Below are 25,752 nucleotides of genomic sequence, written 5' to 3'. Positions count from 1 at the left end.
TGTTCATCAATGTGTGGCTGCTGGCGACCAGATCTGTTGCTGGACGCTGATGGTTTTGGGAATCAGTTGAACCTGCTGGAAGAGATCGGCAATATTCTGTTGGGCTTTTATCACTTCCGGAGTTAAAGGTTGAACCGGCGAAGGTTTAAGACGACGCTCAAATGCAACTTTCGCCACTTCTGGTTTCAGACCGGTACTTTTCTGATAAATATCTAGAGCTACAGTCTGATTTTTAAGAATCCACTGGTCAGAGGCATTTAAAGCCTGAATAAACTTCCCGGGGCTATCCGGATGCTTCCGAATAAATTCGGGATTGCCGATATAAAAGGAGTAGGTTTGTGGAAAGTCACTGGATTCAATCAGCACCTTAACCTGGCTGTCGAACTCGGCTGCACCCAGAAAGGGATCCCAGATTGCCCAGGCATCAATGGCTTTTTTGTCAAAAGCAGCACGTGCATCCGCAGGGGGAAGCCAAATGGCTTGAATCTCTGACCACTCCAATCCTGCTTTTTCCAGGGTTTTGGCCAGAAGTTCATGGGCACTTGAACCTTTTTGAACCGCGATCCGTTTTCCTTTCAACTGTTGAATGTTTTGAATCGCACTGTCTTTCGGCACGACCACGGCCAAAGAATTTCCCGCCACTTTTTCAAAGGCCACGTAGCTCAGGGCTTTGTCTGCCGCCTGTGCAAAAATAGGCGGAGTATTTCCCACATAGCCATAATCCACTGCACCGACCGCTAAGGCTTCCAGCATTTGTGGACCTGCCGGAAACTCTTTCCATTCAATTTTGGCATTCGGGAATTGTTGTTCTAATAGCTTTTCATCGCGTGCCACCAGTAGATTCAAGGCTGATTTCTGAAAGCCAATCGCAATGGTTTTTACCGGTTGTGTTTCTTTGGTGTCTGCAGCAGTCTTTTGCTGTGCTTCCTGTTTCTGACAGCCAGTCAGACTAAAGCTCAATAACGCTAAACTGATATAAGAAACTGTTTTTAAATGACTCATCTTTATTCTCGAATTATTCTGCTGTTATTTAATAATTGCTGCATCAATATTCAGCTTTTGTGGAATCAGCTGCTGCGCATAAAACGCATCGGCGACCTGTTGCTGTTTTTGAATCACGTCAGTCGTGAGGGGTTTAACACCGAAGCCCATGCGTGAAATAGAGGTTTTTAAGACATCGACGGCCAGACCTGTCGGTTTTTGCAGGAGCTGAGCGGCAGCGTCCTGATTTTTTGCCACCCAGTCCGTGGTCAGATTCAGTTCGTTGACCACCGCCTGTACCACCTGAGGATGGCTTTCTGCGAACTTGCGATCTGCCAGATAGAACTGATGATTGCTCACCACATTTTCACCGCTGGCAATGACACGCGCACCAATTTGATGTTCAGCAGCTGCAAAGAACGGATCCCAGATCACCCAAGCATCGACTGCACCACGTTCAAATGCAGCACGTGCATCGGAAGGTGGTAAATAGATCACTTCGATATCATCAAGGCCAAGCTGGTTGGCTTCCAGAACTTTTAATAGTAAGTAATGCACGTTTGAACCTTTGTTCAGGGCTACCCGTTTGCCTTTCAGATCTTGAATAGACTGAATCGGCGAATCTTTCGGTACAATTAAGGCTTCTGCCTTAGGCGCTTGCGGCTGATTGGCCACATAGACCAGATTTGAGTTGGCCGCCTGGGCAAAAATTGGCGGTGCTTCACCGGCTTCACCAAAAGAGACGCTGCCAACATTCAGGCCCTCAAGCAGTTGTGGGCCGGCCGGAAATTCTACCCATTTCACATTGACCCCTTGCTGTTTTAGGGTAGTTTCCAGCGTGCCACGTTCTTTTAAAATCGGTAATACGCCGTATTTTTGAAAACCGATATTCAGGGTAATGGTCTCTTCTTTTTTCGAGCAGCCTGAAAGCATCATGACACCCACCATCGCAATACCAAGTACTGCAGTCTTTGCTAAAAACTGAACATGAGATTGGCGCATGAATCGAAACTCCCGAAAATGACAAACTAGTGAATGAAAACTTAGACACACGCTAATCGTTTTTGTTTTTCTAAAAAAATAACTATTCAGGAATTTCTAATGAAGAAAAAAGATAAATAAAAAAGCGCAAAACTTATGCGAAAAAGTGATTTATATAAAAATGAAGATTTAATATTTAAATTAATCAAACTTATGAAATTTATAATTATTTTTTTAAATCTAATCTGCTGATATGTTTAGCTAAAAACCAGTAATAGAATTTTAAAAGTTAAATCGAGATTGCCAGATATCTTTATCTGAAATTCAGCTAAAGCACTGAAAGAAAAAGCCACTTTAAAGTGACTTTTTGCAAACAATTGAATTACGTTGATAATTATAAAAAGCCTGACGGGCATCCGGCAGATCATCGACTGAAGCCGGTTCAAAGCCCTGTTCCAGAAACCAGTGCGCGGTGCGGGTGGTTAGAATAAACAGCTGCTGAATCTGCATGCTTTTGGCTTTTTCTTCAAGATAATGCAGAATCTGGCTACCCCGATTAGACTTGCGATAACTGGGATGTACCGCAACACAGGCAATTTCTGCAGAACGCAACTCATCACCAGTGGTCGGAATCGGATAGAGGGCGGCACAGGCCAGAATCATGCCGTCCCGTTCGATTACGGCAAACTGGTTGATTTCATTTTCCAGACGTTCACGCGAACGATAGACCAGAATGCCTTCTTCTTCCAGTGGACGCAGCAAACCGATCAGACCCCCTACATCCTGAATATCGGCCATCCGCACTTCTTCATAATGTGCATCGGTGACCAGAGTGCCGGAACCATCGCGGGTAAACAGTTCTTCCAGCAGGGCACCATCATAGGCATAAGAAATCAGATGCACCCGATGTACGCCGTTCATTGAGGCTTCTTGTGCGGCTTTCAATTGTAGTCCTCTTTCAAGTGCATCTTGTTCGACCGGAATAAAATCATCCAGTTGTTGCGGTGTCACTTCGCGTTTGAGTTGGCCGTTACTGTCCATCAGACCATGCTGCTTACCGAGAAAAATCAGTTTATCTGCCTTAAGGCGAATCGCAGTTTTGGTAGCAACTTCTTCAGCCAGCAGATTAAAAACTTCTCCGGTAGTGGAATAACCGGTCGGGCCAAGCACCACAATATTATGACTGTCCAGATGGCGCTGAATCGCATCGGTATCAACCGCGCGCACTTCACCGGTCAACTGAAAATCGATACCATCGCGGATGCCATACGGCTTGGCGGTGACAAAATTCCCTGAAACGGTATCAATCCGGGCGCCATACATCGGCGAATTGGCCAGTCCCATAGACAGCAGTGCTTCAATTTGTAGGCGGATCGAACCGACGGCATTCATCACGCAGCTTAAAGATTCACGTGTGGTGACCCGACGCTGCTGGTAAAAAGGCGTCGTAATCTGGCTTTGAGCCAGATTCTGGTTAATTTGCGGACGTGCACCATGTACCAGAATCAGCCGAATGCCCAAAGAATGTAATAAAGCAATATCGTGAATAATATGCTGAAAGTTATCATTTAAGACGGCTTCGCCATCAAACATGATTACAAAGGTTTTATTGCGGTGCGCATTGATATAAGGCGCAGAATGGCGAAACCAGTGCACATATTGCAAGGTTGTGCTTTGTGACGTTTCTGCTGAAGTCATGCTGTGCCCATTTCAATGATTGAAGATCCAGCTTTGATTCTAATGAAAAAAAACGCAAGTGGAAGCGCAGATATAAAAAAACACCTGAAGGGGACTTCAGGTGTCTGCAAGACGAGCAGTAATGGAGAAAGCTTAGTTAATGATGCGTACAATTTTGTTGGTACGTTCATTGACCAGAACGTAGTCATTGTTGACCTTGTACCATTGCTGGAAACGACCGGTATTTGGCAAACGGCGTGCTTCGCGATCGCTCACTTCAAAACGGTTGTTGTCATATTGGCGTGGTAAAGTTTGTCCTACGCGCCAGTCACGGCTTGGATTGACCATACGGTTGTTATGACGGCGGTCATCATTCCAGCGACGGTCGTCATTCCATTTCTTGCTATCTTTGGCATTCCAGTGTGGTGCCGATTTATGCGGATTATGGTCATAACGCGAGTCATGCTGTGGTGCTGCCATTGCAGAAGTAGCTAACAAAGCACTTAGAGATAACGCGATTGTAGTTAAGACTTTTTTCATGGCTCTCACCTTAAGATGTATATCTAATTTCGATGAGACTAAATTAGCGAACAAGTACATAGAAAGCGTGAGGGCTATTTAGTTAAATTGTTAAATTCATGAAGAAATTTAGTAGATGAATCACGCAGTCTGAAAACTGGAAAAGCAGCGAGATTTGCGGATAAAAAATTTTCAGCCAGTGAAATAAAAAAGCCCAAACATGGTTGGGCCTTAAAGAAGATTAAATTTGAATGCTCTTATAAACTAGTCACCCACGATGCGGATAATGCTGTTGTTTTCAGAATCCACCAGAATGTAGTCATTATTGACTTTGTACCATTGCTGCTTGCGGTCAGGTCGAGGCAGGCGATGGTCTTTGTATTCAACTTTATAGCCATTGCCACGATAATGCTGCGGCATCACATAACCCGGCTGCCAGCGTAACTGTTGCAGGCGTTTCACCCCGCGTTCTTCACGCATACGGCGGTTATCCTGCTGATCTTCCTCTCGGAACTCACGGGCTTTCTTCTTGTCATGACCATGACGTGAATCCATACGGGATTCATCATTGAAATGAGGGGCAGCGATGACGACATTGCTCAGCATGAATGTACTGCAAGAAATTGCCAGTGCCACCAAAACCTTTTTCATGTTGAACCCTCATTAAATTGTTCATCTTCTACAGCACCTAATGTACGGAAAAATTGCAGAGAAACTGTGAAGAACAGGCACAATTTTTATAACAAATGCAGAGATATTATGATGATGTCATGTTTTTACATGACTATATGCGACGGCATCACTTCTATAAAGTAGCCTACCGAGCCATGTCCTTATCTCATCAAAGCAAGGGCCAACATGCAAGCGAAAATCGATGATTTAGCTCAAAAAAACAGCATTGAATCAGCAAGAAAAAAGTTCATGATTTACTGAAACGGCAAAGAATTTTGCCAGTTTAGTTTGAGATTAATTCCATTGCTCTGCCAAACCTTGTAAGGACTGAATCGCGTCAGCCACGGATTCAGCTTGTAGGGCGTCATCGAGTGCCACAATCAATGCTTCAGATAACTGCAACTGTTCAATCCGGTGAATTGTTTCAATTTTACGTTTTTGGTCAGCCATGCTGCGCTCCTGATTTGATCTATCTGTGATTCAAGAAAGCATAGTCCAATCAGTTTAATTTGGAAAACCGTATAATTTTATATATTTAATATGTAAATCCGATTTATTGTTATTTTTTGCAGGATTTTAAGAAAAAAAGGGCACTTTATCGAAAAGTGCCCAAGATTATTCAATGACCCGACTTTTAATAAGCGTAGTTCAGGTCAGTATAATCGTTGAGTGATTTCTGCACATGCGCCTGAATAAAGGCACGTACATCCTCGGCCGTCATGGCTTTGCCCTGATTGCTGATGACATGTTCGATTTCTGGCTGACCTTCAATTTTAATGCGATAAACAAAATGCTTGGCCAGACGATAACTGTCGTCTAATTTTTCAATGCCAGTCACATAATAATAGGCATGTTCAAAATTCAGATCCTGATGTGAAAATACAAATTGCTCGAACAATTTGAGTTTCTGAGCATTTTCGAGTGCTTTGATGTCATCCACGATACTGGATTCAAACTTGGTGCCGTATTTTTCTGAAATAGGCTGTTGATCAATCAGCAGCGACACTATGCCATCGTCTAAATGGGTCACCGTAATATTGTTTAATTCAGTCATGATGCACTCGAGTGAAATATATTGGGGCTTAGTATGCTGTTATTTTAATGAAACTCAATGCGAGCGGGGTGAACTTACTCAAGATTTATATGCTGAATACGACTAAAAACGAAATAAAAAGGGAGCGATTGCTCCCTGAATGACAGACAGAATAATTTAATCCTGTGCGTCAATACTCTGGCCATTCATATGCAGGCTGTCATTACCCATCAAATACAGATAAGCTGGCATGATTGAATCGGGGGTAGGCAGGGTTTTCGGATCTTCATTCGGATAGGCCTTGGCGCGCATGGCAGTCCGCGTTGCCCCGGGATTGATGCAGTTATAACGGATATTCGGATGTACCTGCTCTTTGGCAAATAACTGGCTTACCGCTTCAATAGCAATTTTAGAAACCGAATACGCACCCCAGCGTTCGCGGGCTTCGCGGCCTACACCTGAGCTGGCAAAAACCACAGAAGCATGTTCGGATTTGGATAATAACGGTAACAGCGCTTGGGTCATGACAAAGGGTGCACGCAGATTGACCGCCATCACATCATCCCAGACATTGACCGGATAATCCGCCAAGGGAACCCGTTCGCCTAAAATGCCGGCATTGTGCAGAATGCCGTCCAGACGACCAAACTGACGGTCTAGCGTATCGAGCAAAAGCTCATAATCACGTTCTGACGCACTCGATAGTTGTAGCGGCAAGATGGCAGGTTGCGGCGCACCCAAACTTTCAATTTCATCATAAATGACTTCGAGTTTGTTTAAGGTACGCCCATGCAGCACCACAGTTGCGCCATGCAAGGCATAACTGATTGCTGCTGCACGTCCAATGCCATCGCCCGCACCTGTGATTAGGATGATACGATCCTTGAGCAGATCGGGGCGAGGTTGATATGCTGAATATTTCATTATCTACCTCCTCACTTCTTATTATTTAGTGTTAAGCGTTCAAGATACCGCAGTATGCTGCTTCAGTACTAGTGTCTGAATCAATTGATGTAATTCTGTCACAGTATGCACGATATGGTCGGCCTGCCAGGCGTTTAAATCGTCTTTGTATTGCAACGGCAAATAACCATAAGCAGCCAGAATGGTCAGCATCTGGGCATGACGGCCGGCATCAATATCTCGGGGATGATCTCCGACATAGATACAGTCTTCCGCGGCAAGATTCAGTTGCTGGGCTGCCAGATACATTGGTTCAGGATCAGGTTTAGTGCGTGTCACATCTTCCGGGCACACCAGCACCGCACAGCGTTCACTCAGATTCAGCGCTTGCAATAAAGCTTCACTGAGCCAGCGCGGTTTATTGGTCACAATGCCCCAAGGAATATTGTGGGCTTCAAGCTGTTCCAACAAAGGATACATGCCGTCAAACAGATCGGTATCGACCGCAATATCTGCGCCATACATGTCCAGAAAGCGCTGACGGTGTTGCAGAAAGACCGGATCTTCCAGTTGCAGTTCCGGATAGACCAGTTTCACCATGGCACGAGCACCTTCGGAGACCTGGGTACGAATCAGTTCGGGTTCAACCAGTGCACGGCCTTCTTCACGGCACATCTGCTGGATAATCCGGATAAAATCGGCCGCAGTATCAATCAGGGTGCCATCAAGGTCAAATAAAATGGCTTTCATTCGTTAGTCTCTGCTGCGCTATCTTTCACGGTATAGACCATGTAGTTCACATCAACATTCGGTGCCAGCCAGTAACGCTTGGTCAGCGGATTATAGTGCAGACCGGTCATGTCTTTAAGCTTTAAACCCGAGTTGCGAATGTCATGTGCCAGTTCGGACGGCTTGATAAATTTGCTGTAATCATGGGTGCCTTTGGCCAGCATGCGCAAGACATATTCTGCCCCGATAATCGCAAATAAATAGGACTTCGGATTGCGGTTAATGGTCGAGAAGAATACATGACCACCTGGCTTGACCAGCTTGTGACAGGCCTGAATAATCGATGCCGGATCTGGCACATGCTCTAGCATTTCCATGCAGGTCACGATGTCATATTGGCCAGCCTGTTCCTCTGCCAGTTGCTCAACCGGCACCTGACGATATTCAATATTGCTCACGCCTTCCTGTTCGGCATGGATGCGTGCCACATTCAGTGGGGCTGCACCCATATCAATTCCGAGTACATCAGCACCGCGACGCGCCATGCTTTCGGCCAGAATACCGCCCCCACAGCCGACATCCAGCACTTTTTTGCCACTCAGGCTTCCGGCGTGTTCATCAATCCAGTTTAAACGCAGTGGATTAATCATGTGCAAGGGGCGGAACTCGGAATGCTGATCCCACCATATAGCTGCAAATGCTTCAAACTTGGCAATTTCTTGTGGATCAACATTCAATTGCGACATCGGTGTCACCTCAATCAGTCGTGATTAGCTAAAAATATGTACGTGCCGAATGGCCAGAGAAACTGATTTAAAACCTTGAAAATCAGTCCGATGGTTTAGTGTAGCGATTCTGGCAGAAAAAGCGATAAAAGCAGCAAAAAAGTTCACAGAATGAAAACGAAACCGGCATAATTGATTTATAGTGAACACATAAACTAAGCATAATGATTTAGAGGACGATAATCCGAATGAAAAAATTCCTTTTAGGCACTGTTGCCGCATCTGTTTTGGCCTTTTCAGGCAATGCTATGGCCAATTTTGTGGCAGGTCAGGACTATCAGGTGGTTGCAAAACCAGTCAAAGTCGAAAAACCGGGCAGAATTGAGGTACGTGAATTCTTCTGGTACGGCTGTGGTCACTGTTTCGCGCTTGAACCACATATGCAGGGCTGGTTGAAAAAATTACCAAAAGATGTACGTTTTGTACGTACGCCGGCTGCAATGAATCCACTCTGGGAGCAGGCAGCGCGTGCTTATTATGTGTCTGAAGCATTGGGTGTGCGTCAAAAAGCACATTTACAATTATTCCATGATATTCATGATAAGCAACGTCCAATTTTAGAACAGGCGCAATTGGCCAAGTTCTATACCCGCTATGGTATTCCTGAAGCGAAATTTAACAGCACTTATAAATCTTTCCCGATCACTTCGAAAATTGCCCAAGCCAAAAATCTGGCTGCTCAGTATCAGTTAAGTGGTGTTCCGGCAGTGACCGTGAATGGTAAATATATTGTGCAGGGTAATGATGCCAAAGTCATTCAGGTGGTGAATTACCTGATCGAGAAAGAGCGTAAAGCCAAATAAGTCTGAACTGACGATCAGTAAAAAAAACCTGCATCATGATGCAGGTTTTTTTATTTAGGCAGGGGGAATGACCGCTTCATTGAGCACAGGGCTTGCGGTTTCAACTGTTTTGGCAGGTCGCCGATACCAGTGCAAAATGCCACGTAGCAAGAGCTGCATCTGTAGCACGCTTTGGGTTTTAAAGGCATTGGATTGAGCGCGGCGCAGCTCTGGATCAACCTGATGCTGCAGATGAATCCAGCCCATGGCCCAGTTCAGGGACAGTTCAATCAGCATCTGTGCCAGAGCCTGCAAGTCCTGTGATGCCTGAATATGTCGGGTAGATTGCATCTTGGCCAGTTCATGCATGACATCTTCAGCCAGAAAATGAATTTCCCGTTCAATGCCGACACGTAACACGTCCGAACCGCCCCAACGTTCTGCCACAAAAAAAATCCAGGGTTCAGGATGATATTCGACGGCCTGAAAGAAGAGCTCAAGCCCGGTGTGGGTTCGGGTATTCGGCTGATACAGATAAGCCTGCCCCAGCTGATTGAGTACGCCCTTGATATGAATCGCAACCTGATCCAGCAATTCCAGACCCAACTGGTTCATATCCTGAAAGTGCCGATAGAACGCAGTCGGTACTACTCCGACTGCATTCGCGACTTCACGTAGGCTGATCGTGCTGAAAGCGCGGCCCTGACTGCTGAATGCTAGTGTCGCATCGAGTAGTGCCTGATGACTTTGCTGCTTGCGATCTTCACGTAAGGACATAAATGGGTTTCCTGTCACTGGCTTCCCTCATAGGGAGTTTTAGTCTAGCAAAAATTAAATTAAATCGTAGTGCCACAGATCGGCAGAATTTTGACATCTCGTAGCGAGCTGATGCATTGATTTTGTAAATGAATCACCCGGCTGCCTAATCTTGGCAAAGGCTTCTGCTATACTGAGCCGCAATTATTTTTAACCTCTACAGGACTTATTTATGCGTATCGACCAACGAGCATTAGATCAATTACGTGAAGTGAAAATTACCCGTAACTATACACGTTATGCGGAAGGCTCTGTATTGGTTGAATTTGGTCATACCAAAGTACTCTGTACCGCCAGTGTGGATAGTTCTGTACCACGCTTCCTCAAAGGTCAGGGCCAGGGCTGGGTCACGGCTGAATATGGCATGTTGCCACGTTCAACTCATACCCGTAGTGACCGTGAAGCGGCACGTGGCAAACAGAGTGGCCGTACCCAGGAAATTCAGCGTCTGATTGGTCGTAGCTTGCGCTCAATGGTCGATCTGAAAAAACTCAGTGAAAATACCATTACTATCGACTGTGACGTAATTCAGGCTGATGGCGGTACCCGTACTGCAGCGATTACGGGTGCTGCGGTGGCTTTGGTCGATGCCATGAACGTCTTGCTGGAAAGAAAAAAAATCAAACATGATCCATTAAAAGGTTTGGTGGCTGCAGTTTCTGTGGGCATTTTTAAAGATGAAGTATTACTGGATCTTTGCTATGAAGAAGATTCAAACTGTCAAACCGATTTGAACGTGGTGATGACTCAGGCCGGTGAATTTATTGAAATTCAAGGTACCGCAGAAGACAAACCATTTACCCGTGCACAATCGAATGCCATGCTGGAAATGGCCGAGAAAGGCATTCAGGAACTGGTGAAAAAACAGCAAGAAGCTTTAGGCTGGTAATCTATTCCATGTTAATAAACGCATCTCCGGATGCGTTTTTTTATGCCTGAAATTTTACTCTGCAACTATATTGTTCAAAAACTGCATTAAGAACTTTCTGACAAAAAGCCGACATGAATCGGCTATATCTGAACCGGTTTTGCATCGATATTGGATCAGGTGAGATCACAATGAGGAATGCGACATGAAACAGTGGCTTTGTACAATTTCATTGCTGGGCGTGTTTGGATTAACTGCCTGTGACTGGGGTAATAATCGTGAAAATGACGAGCGTTCAGTATTAAATCAGGATCGTGATGAGGATAACGCAAGATATAACGACCGTGATGGTGACGATGATGACCGCGATCGCCGAGGTAATCGGGATGACGATGATGATTAAGGTCTAAAATAGAAAATTGAGCAAAATATACGCAAAAAAAATTTCTAAAAATAAAAAAAGGGTGCTTCGCACCCTCTACGGTCATCTAGCCCATTTAGGCTTAAGCATTGAAACGCATCGACAGATCAATGGCTTTGACATCTTTGGTCAGCACACCCATGGAAATATAATCTACGCCGGTACTCGCGACTTCACGTAAATTATCAATCGTGATATTACCAGAGGCTTCCAGTTTGCAGCGACCAGCTACATGTTTCACCGCATCGATCATTTGCTGCTGACTGAAATTATCCAGCATCACGATATCGGCATGGGCTTCCAGCGCCTGATTCAGCTCATCCCAGGTTTCCACTTCAACTTCGACAGGCTTACCCGGTGCAATTTGATGGGCCTTGGCAATCGCCTGCGCAATGCCACCCGCTGCCATAATATGATTTTCTTTAATCAAGAAGGCATCAAACAGGCCCAAACGGTGATTCTGACCACCGCCAATGGCCACGGCATATTTTTGTGCAATACGCAGACCCGGAAGTGTTTTACGGGTATCGAGCAGTTTGGTGTTTAGACCTTGCAACTCTTTGACATAGTGGGCGGTTTTAGTCGCAACCGCAGACAGCGTCTGGACAAAGTTTAGCGCAGGGCGCTCCACGGTGAGTAGGCTACGTGCAGATCCGGCCAGTTTTAAAAAGGCTTGATTGGCTTGAACGTGATCACCATCATTTTTCAGCCAGGTCACTTCAATACTGGGATCATAGGCCTGAATCAAGGCATTTACCCAAGGCTGGCCGGCTAAAACCATGTCTTCACGGCTAATGATGGTGGCAGTGGCCTGTTCATCTTCAGGAGTCAGCAGGGCGGTAATATCACCGTCACCGATATCTTCAGAAAGTGCCTGTTGAATATTGATCTGAATGGACTGGTCTAGCAAAGCTTGAGATATGCGCATGAGTATTTCCGTATCTTTTTTAAGCCGTGAAAATTGCGCCTTATCTTAGCACCGTTACATAAAAGATGAGCGATTTTTCATCCAGTTTGCCGGGATGAATTGAGATTTGTCCTTGAAAGTTTTAGCATGAAGCCGGCTGCAATGCTGATCTTGCAGATTTTATTTTTGGGGAGAACGGTTTTATGCAACAGGCAGCTGAGTTTCAGGTCAAGGACGGGCAACTAATCGGTGCACGTCAAATCCCGTCTCCCAATTTTAATCAGCGGCCAGAACAGACCGAGATTCAATTGCTGGTGATTCATAATATCAGCCTGCCACCTTCCCAGTTTGGCGGCGGTTATATTGAACAGTTTTTTCAGAACCAGCTGGATTGGTCAGTACATCCCTATTTTCAAACCATTGAAGGGATGCAGGTGTCGACCCATCTGCTAATTTTAAGAACGGGAGAAGTACTGCAATTTGTTAATTTCAATGACCGTGCCTGGCATGCCGGCCGCTCGACCTATTTGGGCAAAAAAGAATGTAATGATTATTCGATCGGGATCGAGCTGGAAGGCAGTGACGATTTGCCTTTTGCAACCGCACAGTATGAAGCCCTGGTCAAAGTGGCTGCCTGTTTGCAAGATTATTATCCTAAAATTCAGCAGCATATTGCCGGACATTCGGATATTGCACCGGGCCGCAAGACCGATCCGGGACCATATTTTAACTGGGCTGATTTTCGTACACAGCTACAGCATTATAAAAACACCTCAAGCTCGCTTGAGCGATGAAATTAAGCAATGAACTTCTGATAAAAGTTTCATTACAATAGCCACAAATTTATACATTAGGTGAATAGGATGGCGCTTTGGCGTTCGACCGTCATTGTCAGTGCGATGACCATGTTGTCACGCGTACTGGGATTGGTTCGAGACATTGTTTTACTGAATGTCTTTGGTGCTGGTAAAGACTTCGATACCTTCGTAGTCGCATTTCGTATTCCAAACTTTTTCAGGCGTTTATTTGCCGAAGGCGCATTTTCACAGGCGTTTATTCCGGTACTGACTGAATATAAAACCAGTCGCACGCATACCGAAGTCCAGATCCTGATTAGCCGGGTGTTTGGCTGTCTGGCCACGGTCATGACCACGCTTACCATGGTCGCGATCATTGCTGCGCCATTGATTATGTATATCTATGCGCCCGGTTTCCATAGCGATCCTGAAAAGTTCGCTCTGGCGACCGACATGTTCCGCCTGACCATTCCTTATTTGCTGTTCATGTCACTGACGGCTTTTGCCAGCAGTATTCTGAACAGTTATGGCTCTTTTAGTACCCCGGCATTTGCGCCGGTCTTGCTGAATGTGGCGATGATTGCCGGGGCGCTCTGGCTTACGCCTTATATGGCCGAGCCGATTATGGCGCTGGGCTGGGCTGTGATCATTGCCGGTATTTTACAGCTGGCGATCCAAATTCCTGAATTGTGGCGTAAAAATCTGCTGATTCCACCGAAAATTGACTTCAAGCATGAAGGCGTTGATCGCATCATGAAGTTGATGCTGCCGGCATTATTTGGTGTATCTGTCACGCAAATTAACCTGCTGTTAAATACCATCTGGGCCTCATTCATGCAGGATGGTTCGGTGTCCTGGCTGTACAGTGCCGAGCGTATGACCGAATTGCCGCTGGGTCTGATCGGTGTTGCAATTGGTACCGTGATTTTGCCGTCCTTATCGGCACGGCATACTGAGCAAAATCCGGAAAAATTCCGTGGCATGATGGACTGGGCAGCCAAAGTTATTGTGATGGCAGGCCTACCCGCCAGTATTGCACTGTTTATGCTGTCGACCCCGATCATTCAGGCCCTGTTTGAACGTGGCCAGTTCACCTTTGAAGATACCCAGATGACGGCTTTGGCGCTGCAATGTATGAGCGGTGGTGTGATTGCCTTTATGTTGATTAAAGTCTTTGCACCCGGTTTTTATGCAAAGCAGGATACCAGAACCCCGGTGCGTGTTGGTCTGATGGCTGTGGCAGCCAATGCGATTCTGAACGTGATTTTTATCGGCTTCTTCAAGCTGATTGACTGGGAAGCGGAGCATATGGCCCTTGCGTTGGCATCGACGGGTTCAGCGATGGTCAATGCTGGTTTGCTTTATTATTATCTGCATAAACGTGATATTTTCCGTTTTGGTGCACACTGGAAAAAAATCTTCCTGCAATTCATGTTTGCTAATGTGGTGATGATTGCGGCCTTAGCCTATGCCCTGAGCTGGTATAACGCAGATGTGTCGCAATGGATGCGTGTTTTAGAAGTATTGATCTTATGTGTTGTCGGTGTGGTGGCGTATGTTGCAGCCTTGCTAGTGGCAGGTTTTAGACCACGTCATTTAAAACCTTAAGTTCATATTGAAAGAAGTATTTTTGATCAAAACAGAGCATTAAAATACCCATAAAAAAACAAGAGCCAGAAGGCTCTTGTTTTTTGAAAGCTAACACTTGCTTTGAAAAGGTCTAGCGTAAATCTAGACCTTGCCGCGCGAAAGAAAACCAACGATCGCAAGAATCACCGCAATTACTAACAAGATAATTGCAAAATCCTTAGACAAGCCTGCGACGCCACCGAAACCAAGTAGACTCGCAATTAATGCAATAACAGCAAAAATAATAGCCCAGCGAAACATATATATTCTCCATGTGTTTTTATTTTCAAATTTAGTATAGAAATAAACGATTCCAGCGACTGTTAGTGTTTTGTTGATGAACTGTCTATGATTTAACAATAGTTTACGTGATAGTAATAAGAATTTGAGGCGGTAGGTCTGCAGGGTTCGGGCTGCTATAATAAGCTGATTTTTGAATGTGCCGACCTGATCATGAGCGATACTTTACGTCCCGAATTCTGGAAAAACTATTCACTTGCTGAACTGACACAAGTCGAGTGGGAGGCCTTGTGTGATGGTTGCGGATTATGTTGTCTGATTAAACTGGAAGATGAAGAGACTCAGGAAATCGCATATACCAAAGTGGCCTGCAAACTGCTGGATTGTAGCACTGCGCGTTGCTCCAATTATCCAGATCGCTTGCAATATGTGCCGGACTGTATTCAGCTCACGCCAGAGAAGCTGGAGACAATTCACTGGCTGCCTTCGAGTTGTGCCTATCGCCGGGTAGAGCAGGGTAAAAGCCTGCCATCTTGGCATTATCTGATTAGCGGTTCACGGGAAAGTGTGATTCAGGCACGCAAGTCGGCAGCAGGGCGCTGCCTGAGTGAAGCCGATATTCATGAAGATGACATCGAAGACTATATCGTACGCTGGGTGCGTTAAATCTGCCTGAGTGATTCGTTTATTGATCTGCTGGATGGAGTAGGGCCTGGGCCGAAGCACCGGCCATCGGACGATAGAAATAAAATCCCTGTCCAATCTGACAGTCACAATGGATCAGGGTGTCCAGCTGTTCTGTATTCTCGATCCCTTCCACTAGAATATCCAGTGCAATACTAGAGCCAATCTGGGTAATGGCTTTGACAATGGCCAAGGCGGACGGGTCACTGTTCATGCGTTCTACAAAGTTGCGGTCAATCTTGATGCAATCGACCGGATAGTCTTGCAAGCGGGTCAGCGAAGAATGTCCAGTGCCAAAGTCATCTAGTGAAATCTGGATTCCGGCCTGTTTCAGCAGGTTCAGGGCGCGAACCACATAATTAGCACCATGTTCGGATAGGCTCTGCTCGGTAATTTCTAGTTCAACTTTATGTGCGGGAATATCAAAGTTGGACAGGCGTGCCAACAGTTTTTCGGCATAGTCATCGCGCAGGAATTCGACCGGTGCAGCATTGATGGAAATCGGTAACAGATCCAGACCTTGCGCCTGCCAGCGACTCATATCTGCAAAGACTTTCAGTTGCATGGTCTCACTGATGCGTGAGGCCAGCTCATAGTCCTGAAAGGCAGCAAAAATTTCGGAAGGTAACTGAATGTTCTGATTCTGATCTTGCCAGCGTAATAGTGCTTCGAAACCAATCACTGCACCATCAGAAAGACGTACTTTAGGTTGGTAATAGGGAATGATCTGATCGGCGAGAATAATTTTGCGTGCCAGAGTCAGCTGCTTGGTCATATTTTCCAGTGAACCGCACATTTCCTGATTGAACATGCGGATGCCACCACGACCACTATTTTTCAGGTCGTTTAAGGCGATATCAGCACATTTCAGCAAATTAGAAGTATTTAAGGCATCACGTGGATAGATGGCACAGCCAATACTCATGGCACTGCTGATGCTATTGCCGACATAATTGATGGGCTGATCCAGCTGGGCATAGGCCATTTGCGCCGTTGCCAGCAGCTGTTCTTCACTTTCCAAATTTTTGACCAGTACGGCAAATTCATCGCCACCCAAACGGGCGATGATGGTATTTGACCCGAAGCAGGTCTGGAAACGTTTGCCCAAGACATGTAACAGATGATCGCCGGCAATATGGCCCAAGGTATCATTGATATGCCGGAAATAATCCAGATCAATCAGCAGTAAACCCGCCATGGTCTGCTGTTGTTTGGCCTTTAACAGTACCTGTTTAAAGGTTTTATAGAAGGTACTGCGATTATACAGGCCAGTCAGTTCATCACGTTTAATTACTTCTTTTAACCGCGTTTCTGCAATTTTTTGCTGACTAATATTGCGTGATACACAGAGAATATTTTGGGTAATATTCTGCTGATCCAGAATCGGGGTGAGCAGATGATCCCAATATTGGATTGGTTGATCTTTGATCTGAATTTTGCTGGAAAAACGACTGTTTAAGCCTTGGGCAGCCTGTTTCAGAGCACGTTGTCCGGATTTTCGGGCTTCAGGGGTTAAGCGATTTAACCAGCATAATGAACGGTCTTGATCTTGTTCTGTGGTCTCATTTTCTTGTGCCAGACAGCCAGACTGGTTGCTATGCCGAATCTCACCTTCAGGACTGATAATGTTAATGCAGTCTGCGCTGGCATCCAGCATATTTTCCTGAGTTGAAACGATTTGAGAAAGTTGTTGCTGGATTTCAAAATAATCATGCACATCAGTCAGGGAAACGGCCCATTGCAGCAAATGTTCAGGTTCATGATGAAATTTTACCGCTAGGGTACACATGCGATAATGGGTATCACTGCGTTTAATCCGGCACTGGGTTTCAAAGTTCTGATGCTGATCCAGCGCAGCATGCCACTGCGCTAAAAACAGCTGCAAGTCTTCTGCATGAATAAAGCTCTGCCATTGCGGATGACCCTGTTCATTCAGGTTCACGCCAAGATAATCAGTCAAGGCATCGTTAAAATATTGCAGATGTTTTTTGTTGCTGACCCACAAGGGTTGCGGTAAGGCATCGATCAGATTTTTTAACAAAACCGATTCAGACAAGTGAACGTGGGGTGCAATCAGTGATGATGACGTCAGTGGCTTAGACCGACTCACAGCTCCCTGTTCAAATTTATCATGCTTCATGCATTCACCACTACAACCCAAAAGTGCCCAAGGGGCGAGATAAGTTTCTTTTAATTAGAATAAACAATATGAAAATTAAACTGTAATTAATTCACAATTAATCATGTTCAAATTATTCGCTTTTATAGAGATTAATTCATTCAGAATTAAAAAAATAGAGGATATCTACATAAATTAATTTTTTATGCTTGATGTTTGCATTCTTGGAATCAAAACTGCTGATGTTAGAATGAGATCAGAATTTAGTTTGAGCCAATAATAACATGTCAGATAGTCATATCCCGCTTCCAGAACGCTTACGGCCACGCGACCTTACACAGATTATCGGGCAGGAACATTTGCTGGGTGAGCAGGCGCCCTTACGCCAGATGATTGATCAGGGGCATCTGCCTTCGATCATTTTCTGGGGACCTCCCGGAGTCGGAAAAACCACCATTGCCTTACTGCTGGCTCAAGCGGTAGACCGGCCTTTTATCAGCCTGTCTGCACTGAATACCGGCGTGAAAGAGCTGCGTGAAATCATTGCAGAAGGTGGCGATTTGCTGACGCCAGTGGTGTTTATTGACGAAATTCATCGCTTTAATAAATCCCAGCAGGATGCACTGTTAAATGCGGTCGAGAAGGGGAAAATTACCTTAATTGGCGCCACCACGGAAAACCCGTCTTTTGAAGTGAATAGTGCCTTATTGTCACGTTGTCAGGTGTATAGCCTGAATGCATTGAGCGCTGAATCGATTCAGACTCTGCTGACACAAGCCTTACAAAATGACTCTTTTTTGCAGGAACGCCATATCCTGATTGAAGAATTTGATGCCCTGATCCAGTTCGCGGCAGGAGATGCCCGCAAGGCGCTAAATTTACTGGATCTGATTGCTAGTACCTTTGAAGCGGATATGGAAAATATCATCACCAATGCGGTGGTGGTAAAAGTAGCACAGCAAAATATTGCCCGTTATGACAAGTCTGGTGAGCAGCACTATGATCTGGTCTCGGCCTTTATTAAATCGATTCGCGGCAGTGATCCGGATGCAGCCTTGTACTGGATGGCTCGCATGCTCAAAGGCGGCGAAGATCCGGTGTTTATTGCACGGCGTATGCTGATTGCCGCATCTGAAGATATTGGCAATTCCAATCCGAACGCTTTGTTGCTGGCGGGTGAGTGTTTCCGTTCTGTGCAAGCCGTAGGCATGCCAGAATGTCGGATTATTTTGGGACAATGTGCGGTTTATCTGGCGACCAGTGCCAAAAGTAACAGTACTTATCTGGCGATTAACAAGGCGATGGAACTTGCAGACAAAACCTCAAATCTGCCTGTACCTTTACATTTAAGAAATGCACCGACCAAGCTGATGAAAGAACAGGGCTATGGCGTGGATTATCTGTATCCGCATAACTATCCGGAGCATTTTGTACTGCAAGAATATATGCCACCAGAACTGAAAAATACCAAACTGTATGAATCAGCACGTAATAAACGTGAAGTTGAAGGAGAGCGATTACAGCAACGCCGTTGGCAACAGCAACAACAGCAGCAATAAAGGTGGGTATTCCAACTAATTGAACAGATTAAAAAAAGCCCAATTCAAGGCGAATTGGGCTGAAAGTAGGATGTTTTTGAGGGAGATAACATCCTAGAGGGTAGAGGAGAAATTTGGTCGGCAAATATGGAGTAAAGTGCGTCAACTCACTGATTTGCCTGGTATGAAATCATATTAATGCATGTAGTTTTTGATGTAAAAACGATCATTTTAATAATAAAGATTTATTTTTCCGATTAATAGTCGGATATAAAAAACCGAGCTAAAAAGCTCGGTTTTTTCAAATCTGCGTATTTACAGATTAGATGTTGTCTAGATTGATACCTAAACGGCCAGCCACTTCTTCATAGGCTTCAACCACGCCGCCTAAACCTTGACGGAAACGGTCTTTATCCAGTTTTTTCTTGGTGTCTTTGTCCCATAGACGGCAACCGTCTGGAGAGAATTCATCACCAAGTACGATACGGTCATGGAACACGCCGAATTCAAGTTTGAAATCGACCAGAATCATGTTACCTGCATCAAACAATGCTTTAAGCACATCGTTCACTTGGTAAGTCAATTCTTTCATTTTCGCCAATTGTTCAGCAGTTGCCCAACCTAAAGCAATGGCTTGTGATTCATTGACCATTGGATCGCCAAGCGCATCATCTTTAAAGAACAATTCAAATGTTGGAGGAGTCAGTTCCTTGCCTTCTTCCACACCCAAGCGGCGACATAAAGAACCTGCTGCATAGTTACGAATCACACATTCAACCGGGATCATATCCAGTTTTTTCACCAGCACTTCATTTGGAGTCAGTAGCTTTTCAAAGTGGGTCTCAATTCCCGCTTCTGCCAGTTTTTCCATGATGAAGGCGTTAAAACGGTTGTTCACCTTGCCTTTACGATCTAGTTGCTCAATTTTTTCGCCATTGAATGCTGAGGCATCATCGCGAAAGACTAAAATCAGATGGTCTGAACTGTCTGTGGTGTAGACAGATTTCGCTTTACCAGTATAGAGCAAGGTTTGTTTTAACATGAGGGAACCTTTTACAAAAAAAATGCCTAGAAATGTCTAGGCTGGCCAATTTTGGTAAATCTGGTTGAGCAGTTCTGCAGCTTTTTCACGGTCGGCAAAACTGTTATCGGCATTGAACACAGCGAGGTTATTACTTGAACCGACAGAAGATAATCTTAATACATAGATCTGCTGATCAACCTTAATCGTGACTTCATAACGATTTTTGCTCTGCGCAACGATGCTATGATTCAGACTGCTGAGGGTGGCAAGTGTATATTGCCAAATTGTAGCAGAATTTCCCTCAATTTTAAGCAGCGGATTAAGATTTCCGTCAGTGACCAACTGTGGTCGACCCACCGTATTGGTTTCGGTTAGATCAGCTGTATTTGAGTTTTCAGTCTGGGCTTGTGGGCGTGGCAAGGCAAAACGGTTGCCACGCTGGTTTTCAAGCTTCGGTGCATGTTCAATTGCAAGCGGATCAACTGTTGGAGCAGGATACAATGGCGTTGCAGGACGAACCATGGCGCCTTCAGGATATTGTAAAGCTTCCAGGGTAGTAGTCTCTTTATAGTCTAAAGTGCCGTTATTAAAGGCCATTGAACTACAACCTGCCAAACTGAATACTGAAAGTGTAAGGCTAAGTCCTAAACGTAATTGCATAATCTTGTGCTCTTTTATTTGATAACGCCCGCTTCGACCAGTGCTTCATGAAGCGGAGCGCGATATTGTTCTGCAAGTGGTGTTAATGGAAGGCGAATACCCGTACCAATTAAGCCCATGTCATGGAGTGCCCATTTCACAGGAATTGGGTTCGATTCGCAAAATAAAATATTGTGTAAATTTGCAACCTGAGCATTTAACTGTTCAGCTGTGGCTGCATCACCGGCAATCGCAGCTGCACACACTTCGCTCATGGCTTTCGGAGCCACGTTCGCCGTGACCGAGATATTACCTTTGGCGCCATGACCGATCAGTTGATACGCAGTTGCATCATCACCCGAATAAACAGTCATATCTTTACCGACAAGGCCTTGCAGCAGTTCAGCACCGCGCGGTACATCGCCAGTCGCATCTTTAATACCGATAATTTGTGGAATATCCGCCAGGCGAATCACGGTTTCATTGGCCATATCCACACCGGTACGGCCCGGAACATTATAAAGAATCTGTGGAAGATCAACGGCTTCAGCAATAGCTTTATAGTGCTGATACAAGCCTTCCTGAGTCGGTTTATTATAATATGGCGTCACCAGTAAAGCGGCATCTGCCCCCAGCTCTTTGGCTTCGCGGGTCAGTTCGATCGCTTCACGGGTCGAGTTTGCACCTGTGCCGGCAATAATAGGAATACGTTTGTTGGCCACACGAATGATTTCTTTGATCACCTGGGTGTGTTCACTCATACTGAGAGTAGAGGCTTCGCCTGTTGTTCCAACGGCGACAATACTGTTGGTGCCCTCTGCAATGTGCCATTCAACCAGCTTCTCGAGACCCTTCCAATCTACGCTGCCATCTTCAAACATAGGGGTGACGATTGCGACTATGGAACCTTGAATGGTCTGTGCTTGCTGAGTCATTTTAAAAAACTATCCTATTTGTCCATCCGAAAGGAATGAGAAAACATAAATTGGGATGGATTTGTATTTTGATTTATAGCAAATTCAATAGATTTGCATTGAATTGAATATTGCTTATGCAAATTATGACTGATCAAACGCATAAGAACAATATGCTTTAGTAAAAGCTACTGAATTCTTTATACAAAGCCTTTTGGAAACAATCAAGTAATAAATAAGATGATTTATAAAGCAAAATCCTGAGACCAAAGTTATGTCTCCAGTCTAGACAATGGAGGAGATTACCCCAAATGAACCCAATAATGATAAGGCTTGTGCAAAAAGATCAGCTGAAAACTGCCATTTTTATGCCTTTTAATTTTTGATTAATAGTTATATTGGATAAATTGAGACCTCGTACATCTTGATCGTACTCTCGTACCAAAACAAATAAAGCCAAAAACGACTAAGACTAATCTTTTTTAAATATCAATAAATTGAGAATTTTTTTTCTTATCGGTTAATTTTTTAACTTGATGTATAAGCTTTAAACTCTAAGTCTTGAACTTTATGATGTTCTGATTAAGTGTTTTTGCGACTTTATCTGGTCTTATCCTATTTTTATCTGCCTCTACTCCTTTGGGAATATCTAAGCAAAACGTTCAACTTATTGATAGTTATTTCTGCAATCAGGCTCATAGATGATGGCTGTCTTTTGTAACGCTGATTGAACAAGGATAATCCAATGGAAAAATCAGACAATAAGCATGCTATCGTCACGGTCGCGATCTGTTTTCTGATTGCGGTGATTGAAGGCTTAGATATTCAGGCAGCCGGAATTACTGCTGCAGGTATTCGTGAGCATTTTGGTCTCGATAGTTCCCAGTTGGGTGTGTTTTTTAGTGCAGGGATTCTGGGTTTATTACCGGGTGCACTGGTTGGTGGTCGATTTGCGGACCGCATTGGCCGTAAGAAAGTCTTGATCTGGTCAACAGCAATATTTGCTGTATTTACCTTATGTACGGTTTGGGTCAATAGCTTTAACAGCTTGCTGGCAGTGCGTTTCCTGGCTGGAGCAGGTCTGGGCGGCGCAATGCCGATTCTGATCACACTCGCCTCTGAAGCTGTGTCTCCACAAAATCGTGGTCGTGCAGTGGGCTTGATGTACTGTGGCATGCCAGTTGGTGCAGCAATTTTATCTTTAATTGCGGCGACTGAATTTGGCGCCAACTGGAAAAATGTTTTCTATCTCGGTGGCCTGTTACCGATTTTTGCCATTCCGCTGATGATGCTATTTTTGCCTGAATCGAAGGAATACCTGAAAGCACAGAATAAAACGGCTGCAGAGCTTGCTGTTGCACCGCAGGGTTCATTCAAGGACCTGTTTAATTCGGACAACCTGTTACGTACGCTATGTATCTGGGTGAGCTACTTCTTTACCTTGATGGTGGTTTACATCATGTTGAGCTGGTTGCCATCATTGTTTATGGAACTTGGCTTTACCCGTAAAGATGGTTCAACTGCACAATTCTACTTCATGGTTACAGCGACGATTGGTACGATTATTTTGGGTATGCTGACCGACCGCTGGAAGAAAGCCTATGTGATCCTGTTGATGTACGGCGGTATTCTGGCAGGTCTACTGGCGCTGAATGGTGCAAGCTCGCTGAACCAGATGTATATGGCAGCCGCATTGGCCGGTGCCTTCGTGATTGGCTGTCAGGGTGTACTGTATGCCTTCGGTAGTATCGTTTATCCGACAGAAGTGCGTGGTACTGGTGTTGGTGTTGCATCTGCAGTTGGCCGTATTGGTGCCATGCTGGGTCCAGTCATCGCGGGTCAGTTATTGACAGCAGGTTTCGGTGCTGCGGGGGTCATTACTGCTGCGATCCCATGTATCATTATCTCTGCATTATGTATGCTGTTTTTAGTGAACCGCACCAAAGTGTAAGGTTCAACGATTTAAAAAAGCCTGCTCTTGCAGGCTTTTTTATTTTCAGAATTTAAGAATTAAATACACTGTTTTATTATTAAAAAGACTCATCACTTTATCTTAAAACTTATTTTTTTTGCAGAGATCTAGCTTGATACAAGCCCGGAACTCATCTCATATTTGTCAAAAACAATGAATCTATTGATCTGCTCATATACACATGCCGAGAATACACAGTCATGCCATTTTTAACCGTAGAGCTAAAAATCCTGAGGTATTTTGCGCTATGCTTGGGCATAAATCGAGATTTCAATGGATGAAAACAGATGCAGAATAATATCGCTTTACTGGTCGTAGACGTACAAAGAGGATTTACCCCGGGAGGCAATCTGGCTGTAGCCAATGCTGACCAGATTATTCCAAATATTAATCTATTGGGGCAGCATTTTAAGCATATTATCCTGACCCAAGACTGGCATCCGGACAACCATATTTCTTTTGCAGACAACCACCCCGGCAAAGTAGCCTATGACAGCATTCAGCTGGATTATGGCAGTCAGGTTTTATGGCCAAAGCATTGTGTACAAGGGACACTTGATGCCGAACTGCATCCGGATTTAAATTTACCGCAAGCACAACTCATCATTCGCAAGGGTTTTCATTCCCAGATCGACAGTTATTCGGCCTTTATGGAAGCTGACCAGAAAACCACGACGGGTCTTGCTGGCTATCTGCGTGAACGTGGGATTGATACCGTATTTGTGGTCGGGATTGCTACGGACTTTTGTGTGGCCTGGACTGCAATCGATGCCTGCAAACTGGGCTTTAAAACCTATGTGATTGCCGATGCCACCAAGGGCATTGACCTGAATGGTTCCTTGCAACATGCCTGGCAAGATATGCTGTCGCATGGCGTAAAACGTATCTATGTCAAAGATATTGTTCAAGCTGCTTAAAAAGCTGGATAGGGATAGAATTTAAATATTCCTTTGATCTTATTTATATTTGAATATAAAAATTCAGGCATCAACGGGTGCCTGTTTTTATCTTACTTTTTCTCCCTTAATATCACCTGGATGAAACCCATGTCAGCCTTGCTCCAGTTTAGCCAATTTGTCCAAAAAACCTTTGCTTTATGGGTGCTACTTTTTTCTGGCATTGCCTTGATGATCCCTGAAGCTTTTGTCTGGTTAAAAACTTATATTCCCTGGATGTTAGGCATCATCATGTTTGGCATGGGGATGACCATGACGGTAGGCGATTTTAAAAGTGTCCTGCAAAGTCCGAAGGCAGTAGCGATTGGTGTGGTGGCCCAGTTTATGGTGATGCCGGGTTTGGCCTTTTTGCTGTGCAAGCTGTTTCAGCTGCCACCGGAGATTGCGATCGGGGTAATCTTGGTGGGTTGCTGTCCGGGTGGAACCGCATCCAATGTGATTACCTATATGGCCAAGGGCAATACCGCCTTGTCTGTTGCCTGTACTTCAGTTTCTACGTTACTGGCTCCTATTTTAACTCCAGCAATTTTCTATCTGCTGGCCAGTCAGTGGATTGAGATCAATGCCTGGTCGATGCTGGTGTCGATCTTACAGGTGGTGTTATTCCCGATTATTCTGGGCTTAATCGTACGGGCGCTACTCAAGCAAAAAGTCACGGCCTATATTCAGGTGATGCCGTTGATTTCTGTGATTGCGATTGTGGCAATTGTCGCGGCGATTATTGCCGGCAGCAAAGCCCAGATTCTGGAGTCCGGGTTAATGATTTTAGGAATCGTGGCCTTACACAATGGTATGGGCTATTTACTGGGTTATTGGGCCAGTCGTATATTTCACTTGGCAGAAATAGACTGTCGTGCAGTATCCATTGAAGTCGGGATGCAGAATTCTGGTCTGGGTGTGGCTTTGGCGGCAACCCATTTTGCTGCATCTCCAATGACAGCTTTGCCAAGCGCCATTTTTAGCCTGTGGCATAATATTTCAGGGCCAGCTTTAGCCACTTATTGGGCTGCCAGACAAACTGAAAAAACAGACACCTAATTGCAGTTTGATGACAGCGCGCAACAAGCCAGAGGATGATTTTTTATAATTTTAAAAATTAAAATATTAATTTATATGGATTTATCGGGCTTTGTAACATAAGTGTCATAAAGTCTGCCTAAGATCGC

General features: G+C 44.8%; 27 protein-coding genes. 10 read left to right on the top strand and 17 right to left on the bottom strand.

The window, feature by feature from the left end:
• Window positions 1-6: 6 nt before the first annotated feature.
• The 10 genes from H0S56_RS14020 to ubiG form a co-directional block, all read right to left on the bottom strand.
• The gene (locus H0S56_RS14020) at window positions 7-1,002 is read right to left on the bottom strand and encodes an aliphatic sulfonate ABC transporter substrate-binding protein (protein WP_195725336.1); all 996 of its coding nucleotides are present in this window, start codon (window positions 1,000-1,002) and stop codon (window positions 7-9) included.
• 24 nt (window positions 1,003-1,026) lie between these two features.
• Window positions 1,027-1,983, bottom strand: coding sequence for a sulfonate ABC transporter substrate-binding protein (locus H0S56_RS14015; RefSeq protein ID WP_195725335.1), 957 nt, complete (start codon window positions 1,981-1,983; stop codon window positions 1,027-1,029).
• A 333-nt stretch (window positions 1,984-2,316) separates the two neighbouring features.
• A complete protein-coding gene (argA, locus tag H0S56_RS14010) occupies window positions 2,317-3,660 on the bottom strand; it encodes an amino-acid N-acetyltransferase (RefSeq protein WP_004729045.1) in 1,344 nt (447 codons plus the stop codon).
• Between the two features lie 132 nt (window positions 3,661-3,792).
• The gene (locus H0S56_RS14005) at window positions 3,793-4,179 is read right to left on the bottom strand and encodes an RcnB family protein (protein ID WP_005245600.1); all 387 of its coding nucleotides are present in this window, start codon (window positions 4,177-4,179) and stop codon (window positions 3,793-3,795) included.
• 243 nt (window positions 4,180-4,422) lie between these two features.
• The gene (locus H0S56_RS14000) at window positions 4,423-4,809 is read right to left on the bottom strand and encodes an RcnB family protein (protein WP_004281230.1); all 387 of its coding nucleotides are present in this window, start codon (window positions 4,807-4,809) and stop codon (window positions 4,423-4,425) included.
• A gap of 315 nt (window positions 4,810-5,124) precedes the next feature.
• Window positions 5,125-5,280, bottom strand: a complete 156-nt coding sequence (locus tag H0S56_RS13995) for a hypothetical protein (protein WP_004281231.1) — start codon at window positions 5,278-5,280, stop codon at window positions 5,125-5,127.
• Window positions 5,281-5,464: 184 nt separating this feature from the next.
• Window positions 5,465-5,884 carry a hypothetical protein gene (locus tag H0S56_RS13990; protein WP_195725334.1) on the bottom strand — a complete coding sequence of 140 codons (420 nt, stop codon included), beginning with the start codon at window positions 5,882-5,884 and terminating at the stop codon, window positions 5,465-5,467.
• A gap of 156 nt (window positions 5,885-6,040) precedes the next feature.
• A complete protein-coding gene (locus tag H0S56_RS13985) occupies window positions 6,041-6,787 on the bottom strand; it encodes a YciK family oxidoreductase (protein WP_005094903.1) in 747 nt (248 codons plus the stop codon).
• 39 nt (window positions 6,788-6,826) lie between these two features.
• Window positions 6,827-7,516 carry an HAD family hydrolase gene (locus H0S56_RS13980; RefSeq protein ID WP_195725333.1) on the bottom strand — a complete coding sequence of 230 codons (690 nt, stop codon included), beginning with the start codon at window positions 7,514-7,516 and terminating at the stop codon, window positions 6,827-6,829.
• Entirely contained in the window at window positions 7,513-8,241 is a 729-nt protein-coding gene (ubiG, locus tag H0S56_RS13975; protein ID WP_195725332.1) for a bifunctional 2-polyprenyl-6-hydroxyphenol methylase/3-demethylubiquinol 3-O-methyltransferase UbiG, read from the bottom strand. The genes H0S56_RS13980 and ubiG overlap by 4 nt, the downstream gene beginning before the upstream one ends.
• Window positions 8,242-8,468: 227 nt before the next feature.
• Between ubiG and H0S56_RS13970 the strand changes: the two genes are divergently transcribed.
• Entirely contained in the window at window positions 8,469-9,083 is a 615-nt protein-coding gene (locus H0S56_RS13970) for a thiol:disulfide interchange protein DsbA/DsbL (RefSeq protein ID WP_195725331.1), read from the top strand.
• A 54-nt stretch (window positions 9,084-9,137) separates the two neighbouring features.
• Here H0S56_RS13970 and H0S56_RS13965 read toward each other — a convergent pair whose 3' ends face one another.
• Window positions 9,138-9,839 (bottom strand): TetR family transcriptional regulator, encoded by a 702-nt coding sequence (locus H0S56_RS13965; RefSeq protein ID WP_085064426.1) that lies wholly within the window; start codon window positions 9,837-9,839, stop codon window positions 9,138-9,140.
• A 211-nt stretch (window positions 9,840-10,050) separates the two neighbouring features.
• Here H0S56_RS13965 and rph point away from each other — a divergent pair, with 211 nt between their 5' ends.
• Both rph and H0S56_RS13955 read left to right on the top strand, forming a co-directional pair.
• Complete coding sequence (rph, locus tag H0S56_RS13960) at window positions 10,051-10,767, top strand: ribonuclease PH (RefSeq protein WP_195725330.1); 717 nt, start codon at window positions 10,051-10,053, stop codon at window positions 10,765-10,767.
• A 184-nt stretch (window positions 10,768-10,951) separates the two neighbouring features.
• Window positions 10,952-11,149 carry a hypothetical protein gene (locus tag H0S56_RS13955; protein WP_195725329.1) on the top strand — a complete coding sequence of 66 codons (198 nt, stop codon included), beginning with the start codon at window positions 10,952-10,954 and terminating at the stop codon, window positions 11,147-11,149.
• Window positions 11,150-11,249: 100 nt separating this feature from the next.
• Here H0S56_RS13955 and nadC read toward each other — a convergent pair whose 3' ends face one another.
• Complete coding sequence (nadC, locus tag H0S56_RS13950; RefSeq protein ID WP_005250192.1) at window positions 11,250-12,095, bottom strand: carboxylating nicotinate-nucleotide diphosphorylase; 846 nt, start codon at window positions 12,093-12,095, stop codon at window positions 11,250-11,252.
• Between the two features lie 182 nt (window positions 12,096-12,277).
• Here nadC and ampD point away from each other — a divergent pair, with 182 nt between their 5' ends.
• Window positions 12,278-12,868: a 1,6-anhydro-N-acetylmuramyl-L-alanine amidase AmpD gene (ampD, locus tag H0S56_RS13945; RefSeq protein ID WP_004281241.1), complete on the top strand. Its 591-nt coding sequence runs from the start codon at window positions 12,278-12,280 to the stop codon at window positions 12,866-12,868.
• A 60-nt stretch (window positions 12,869-12,928) separates the two neighbouring features.
• A complete protein-coding gene (gene murJ / locus H0S56_RS13940) occupies window positions 12,929-14,479 on the top strand; it encodes a murein biosynthesis integral membrane protein MurJ (protein ID WP_195725328.1) in 1,551 nt (516 codons plus the stop codon).
• Window positions 14,480-14,602: 123 nt separating this feature from the next.
• Here murJ and H0S56_RS13935 read toward each other — a convergent pair whose 3' ends face one another.
• Complete coding sequence (locus H0S56_RS13935; protein ID WP_004647174.1) at window positions 14,603-14,761, bottom strand: DUF1328 domain-containing protein; 159 nt, start codon at window positions 14,759-14,761, stop codon at window positions 14,603-14,605.
• A 192-nt stretch (window positions 14,762-14,953) separates the two neighbouring features.
• Here H0S56_RS13935 and H0S56_RS13930 point away from each other — a divergent pair, with 192 nt between their 5' ends.
• A complete protein-coding gene (locus tag H0S56_RS13930; protein WP_195725327.1) occupies window positions 14,954-15,406 on the top strand; it encodes a YcgN family cysteine cluster protein in 453 nt (150 codons plus the stop codon).
• 19 nt (window positions 15,407-15,425) lie between these two features.
• Here H0S56_RS13930 and H0S56_RS13925 read toward each other — a convergent pair whose 3' ends face one another.
• Entirely contained in the window at window positions 15,426-17,564 is a 2,139-nt protein-coding gene (locus H0S56_RS13925; protein ID WP_195725326.1) for a putative bifunctional diguanylate cyclase/phosphodiesterase, read from the bottom strand.
• A gap of 263 nt (window positions 17,565-17,827) precedes the next feature.
• Here H0S56_RS13925 and H0S56_RS13920 point away from each other — a divergent pair, with 263 nt between their 5' ends.
• A complete protein-coding gene (locus H0S56_RS13920; protein ID WP_180180781.1) occupies window positions 17,828-19,102 on the top strand; it encodes a replication-associated recombination protein A in 1,275 nt (424 codons plus the stop codon).
• Between the two features lie 301 nt (window positions 19,103-19,403).
• On the opposite strand, the gene purC is transcribed toward H0S56_RS13920, so the two are convergent.
• The 3 genes from purC to dapA are packed head-to-tail and all read right to left on the bottom strand — an operon-like array spanning window position 19,404 to window position 21,679.
• Complete coding sequence (gene purC, locus H0S56_RS13915; RefSeq protein ID WP_004281247.1) at window positions 19,404-20,123, bottom strand: phosphoribosylaminoimidazolesuccinocarboxamide synthase; 720 nt, start codon at window positions 20,121-20,123, stop codon at window positions 19,404-19,406.
• Between the two features lie 36 nt (window positions 20,124-20,159).
• A complete protein-coding gene (locus tag H0S56_RS13910) occupies window positions 20,160-20,765 on the bottom strand; it encodes a hypothetical protein (RefSeq protein WP_004281248.1) in 606 nt (201 codons plus the stop codon).
• A gap of 14 nt (window positions 20,766-20,779) precedes the next feature.
• Window positions 20,780-21,679, bottom strand: a complete 900-nt coding sequence (dapA, locus tag H0S56_RS13905; protein WP_004281249.1) for a 4-hydroxy-tetrahydrodipicolinate synthase — start codon at window positions 21,677-21,679, stop codon at window positions 20,780-20,782.
• A 724-nt stretch (window positions 21,680-22,403) separates the two neighbouring features.
• Here dapA and mhpT point away from each other — a divergent pair.
• The 3 genes from mhpT to H0S56_RS13890 all read left to right on the top strand — a co-directional run bounded on the left by mhpT (window position 22,404) and on the right by H0S56_RS13890 (window position 25,624).
• Window positions 22,404-23,609 (top strand): 3-(3-hydroxy-phenyl)propionate transporter MhpT, encoded by a 1,206-nt coding sequence (mhpT, locus tag H0S56_RS13900; protein ID WP_195725325.1) that lies wholly within the window; start codon window positions 22,404-22,406, stop codon window positions 23,607-23,609.
• A gap of 308 nt (window positions 23,610-23,917) precedes the next feature.
• Window positions 23,918-24,547, top strand: a complete 630-nt coding sequence (pncA, locus tag H0S56_RS13895) for a bifunctional nicotinamidase/pyrazinamidase (RefSeq protein ID WP_195725324.1) — start codon at window positions 23,918-23,920, stop codon at window positions 24,545-24,547.
• Between the two features lie 129 nt (window positions 24,548-24,676).
• Window positions 24,677-25,624, top strand: coding sequence for a bile acid:sodium symporter family protein (locus tag H0S56_RS13890; RefSeq protein ID WP_195725323.1), 948 nt, complete (start codon window positions 24,677-24,679; stop codon window positions 25,622-25,624).
• The last annotated feature ends 128 nt before the right edge of the window (window positions 25,625-25,752 follow it).

The organism is Acinetobacter lwoffii (assembly GCF_015602705.1).
Taxonomy (GTDB): Bacteria; Pseudomonadota; Gammaproteobacteria; order Pseudomonadales; family Moraxellaceae; genus Acinetobacter; species Acinetobacter lwoffii_E.
The sequence above is the reverse complement of the archived record's forward strand: the minus strand, read 5'-3'. Positions and strand labels throughout refer to the sequence as shown.